This window comes from Cobetia sp. (assembly GCF_983723665.1).
On the sequence record NZ_CFDJES010000104.1, the window covers coordinates 4,993 to 8,662 of the forward strand.

Here is a 3,670-nt window from a genome sequence, read left to right on the forward strand (position 1 = left end):
GCAACGGCTAGCCAGCCGGATTTTCATTCGCATGACGCAAAGGAGTGACACACGATGTCGAGCCCGGAGCACAAGCAGAAGATCTGGAAGCTGATCAAGGATGTGAAGGTCGGCATGTTGGTGACGCAAGGCGATGGCATGCCCCACGCCCGCCCGATGCATCTGGTGCAGGATGACTACGACGGCACCCTGTGGTTCTTCACCCGCGCCAGCGCCGAGAAGGTGTTTGAGGCCAAAAAGGACAGCGAGGTCTGCCTGAGCTTTTCCGATCAGGATGATGGCGTCTACGTGTCGCTGAGCGGTCATGCCAATCTGCACCGCGATCAGGGCCTGATCGACAAGTTCTGGAATCCGTTCGTGGCCGCCTGGTTCCCGGAAGGCAAGGATGACCCCGACGTCACCCTGCTGGAGATCTCGGTGCAATCCGGCGAGCACTGGAAGGCCAAGGAGAGCAAGGCCTATCAGCTCTACGAGGTGGCGCGCGCCAACCTCGACAAGGACCACACCCCGGACATGGGCGAGAACGAGAAATTCGGCACGGTGTAAGCTAAAGCCCGAGCTCGTCATGGAGAGCTCTTTGCAGTGCCCGCGTGAGAGTCAACGCGTACGGCCATGCCAGACACGACAACGCCAGCCCGAGGGCTGGCGTTGTCGTGTCTGGCAGCCTGCCGTTTCCAGCAGGCCTGTCATCGGTGGTGAGGATTCAGGTCAACGAACACCTCAGGCCTTCATGTCGAGCACGATGCGCCCCTCGATCTTGCCGTCGATCATGCGTCCGAAGATGTCGTTGATGTCCTCGAGCTTGCCGGTCTGCACGGTGGCGGCGACCTTGCCTTCCGCGGCGAAGTCCAGCGCCTCCTGCAGGTCCTGGCGCGTGCCGACGATGGAGCCACGCACCGTGATGCCATTGAGCACGGTGGAGAAGATCGGCAGCGGGAAGTCGCCCGGCGGCAGGCCGTTGAGCACCAGGGTGCCGCCACGGCGCAGCATGTTCTGGGCCTGATCGAAGGCCTTGGGCGACACCGCCGTCACCAGCGCGCCATGCGCGCCGCCGATGTCGCGCTTGATGACGCTCGCCGGATCTTCCTTCATGGCATTGACGGTCACGGTCGCGCCCAGACGGCGGGCCAGTTCCAGCTTGGCATCATCCACATCCACCGCCGCCACGTTCAGGCCCATGGCGCGTGCATACTGCACCGCCATGTGTCCCAGTCCACCGATGCCCGAGATCACCACCCACTGGCCGGGGCGGGTGTCGGTCATCTTGAGCCCCTTGTAGACCGTGACCCCGGCGCACAGCACCGGCGCGATCTCCACGAAGCCCACGCTGTCCGGCAGGCGGCCGACGTAGCCTGCGTCCGCCAGCGTGAACTGGGCAAAGCCGCCATTCACCGAGTAGCCGGTATTCTGCTGGCTCTCGCACAGCGTCTCCCAGCCGCCCAGGCAATGCTCGCAGTGGCCGCAGGCCGAGTAGAGCCAGGGCACCCCGACACGGTCGCCTTCCTTGACGTGGGTGACGCCCTCGCCTACCGCCGCGATGGTGCCGACGCCTTCATGGCCGGGAATGAACGGCGGATTGGGTTTCACCGGCCAGTCGCCATGCGCGGCGTGCAGGTCGGTATGACAGACCCCGGAGGCGGCGACCTCGACCAGAATCTCGCCACGCCCCGGTCGCGGTACCGCGACCTCCTCGATCACCAGCGGTGCACCGAATTCACGTACCACGGCGGCTTTCATGCTGTTATCCATGACGTACTCCTCATCCATTGAAGACTGACGAACATTCAAGAAAGACGGACACTCAAGACAGACGAACCAGCAGAGTTGCGGCGGAGAGTTGCGCCGGAGAGTGTGGGCTTGCGCCTGCATGCGCCAGCGCCCATGCCAGCGTTTTTTCCAGCGCCCGAGCCTGCGCCCGAGCCAGTGCAAAGCTTGCCTCTCCATTGAAACCAGACGCAGCGCTCCCTGCCCTGCGCCAGATCAAGCAATCGGATCTGGCGCGGGCATCGATGTCATTTTCTCAAGCGAGAATCGCGGGAGGCGTGCAGCACCACCCAAGGCGGTGGCGCTGCCAGCCAGGCCTAGAAGAAGCCGAGCGGATTGATGTCGTAGCTGACCAGCAGGTTCTTGGTCTGCTGGTAGTGCTCCAGTGCCATCTTGTGGGTCTCGCGACCGACACCGGATTTCTTGTAGCCACCGAAGGCGGCATGGGCGGGATACTGGTGGTAGCAGTTGGTCCACACGCGACCGGCCTGGATGCCGCGACCCATGCGGAAGGCGACGTTCATGTCGCGGCTCCAGACACCGGCGCCGAGACCGAATTCGGTGTCATTGGCGATGGCCAGCGCCTCGGCCTCGTCACGGAAGGTGGTGACGGCCACCACCGGCCCGAAGATCTCCTCCTGGAAGACACGCATCGAGTTGTTGCCCTTGAGCAGGGTCGGCTGGATGTAATAGCCGTTGGCCAGCTCGTTCTCCAGCTGCTCGCTGCTGCCGCCAGTGAGCACCTCGGCGCCTTCCTCGCGGGCGACATCCATGTAGGACATGATCTTGTCGAACTGCTCGCGGGAAGCCTGGGCGCCGACCTGTACGTCGGTGTCCAGCGGGTTGCCGCGCTTGATGGTCTTCACGCGCTCCATCACCCGGGCCATGAAGTCGTCGTAGATGCTTTCCTGGATCAGGGCGCGTGACGGGCAGGTGCACACCTCGCCCTGATTGAAGAACGCCAGTACCAGACCCTCGGCGGCCTTGTCGATGAACTCGGGTTCGGCATTCATGATGTCGGCGAAGTAGATGTTGGGCGACTTGCCGCCCAGCTCCACCGTGGAGGGGATGATGCTGTCGGCGGCGCACTTGAGAATGTGCGAGCCCACGGGGGTGGAACCGGTGAAGGCGATCTTGGCGATGCGCTTGCTGGTGGCCAGCGCCTGGCCGGCCTCGGCCCCGTAGCCGTTGACGATGTTGAGCACGCCCGCCGGCAGCAGGTCGCCGACCAGCTCCGCGAGCACCAGAATCGAGGCCGGGGTCTGTTCCGCCGGCTTGAGCACCACGCAGTTGCCGGCCGCCAGCGCCGGGCCGAGCTTCCAGGCCGCCATCAGGATCGGGAAGTTCCACGGGATGATCTGCCCGACCACACCCAGCGGCTCATGGAAGTGATAGGAGACGGTATTGGCATCGATATCCGCCGCGGTGCCTTCCTGGGAGCGCAGGCAACCGGCGAAGTAACGGAAGTGGTCCGCCGCCAGCGGGATATCGGCGTTGAGCGTCTCGCGCACCGCCTTGCCGTTGTCCCAGGTCTCGGCGACGGCCAGCATCTCGAGGTTCTGCTCGATGCGATCCGCGATCTTGAGCAGGATGTTGGAGCGCTCCTGCACCGAGGTCTTGCCCCAGGCAGCGGCTGCCTTGTGGGCGGCATCCAGCGCGAGGTCGATGTCCTCCGCACTCGAACGCGGGATACGGCAGAAGGCCTCGCCCGTCACCGGGCTGACATTGTCGAAGTACTCACCCTTCACCGGCTCGACGAAGCGACCGCCGATATAGTTGCCGTAGATATCCTTGAACGTGACCAGCGCATCGGCGCTGCCCGGGGAGGCGTAGATCATGGCGAACTCCTGTTGGCCGGATTCACGAGTGGCGCTCGTGATCGACGGCCTGTTGTTGTCGTTGCTGC

At 64.1% G+C, this 3,670-nt stretch carries 3 protein-coding genes; 1 reads left to right on the forward strand and 2 read right to left on the reverse strand.

Going from position 1 to position 3,670, the window contains the following annotated elements:
• Positions 1–54: 54 nt before the first annotated feature.
• Entirely contained in the window at positions 55–546 is a 492-nt protein-coding gene (locus tag AC4FAH_RS10745) for a pyridoxamine 5'-phosphate oxidase family protein (protein ID WP_054555360.1), read from the forward strand.
• 174 nt (positions 547–720) lie between these two features.
• Here AC4FAH_RS10745 and adhP read toward each other — a convergent pair whose 3' ends face one another.
• Both adhP and exaC read right to left on the reverse strand, forming a co-directional pair.
• Entirely contained in the window at positions 721–1,749 is a 1,029-nt protein-coding gene (adhP, locus tag AC4FAH_RS10750; RefSeq protein ID WP_215823830.1) for an alcohol dehydrogenase AdhP, read from the reverse strand.
• Between the two features lie 332 nt (positions 1,750–2,081).
• Positions 2,082–3,602, reverse strand: coding sequence for an acetaldehyde dehydrogenase ExaC (gene exaC / locus AC4FAH_RS10755; RefSeq protein WP_054555359.1), 1,521 nt, complete (start codon positions 3,600–3,602; stop codon positions 2,082–2,084).
• Positions 3,603–3,670: the final 68 nt, after the last annotated feature.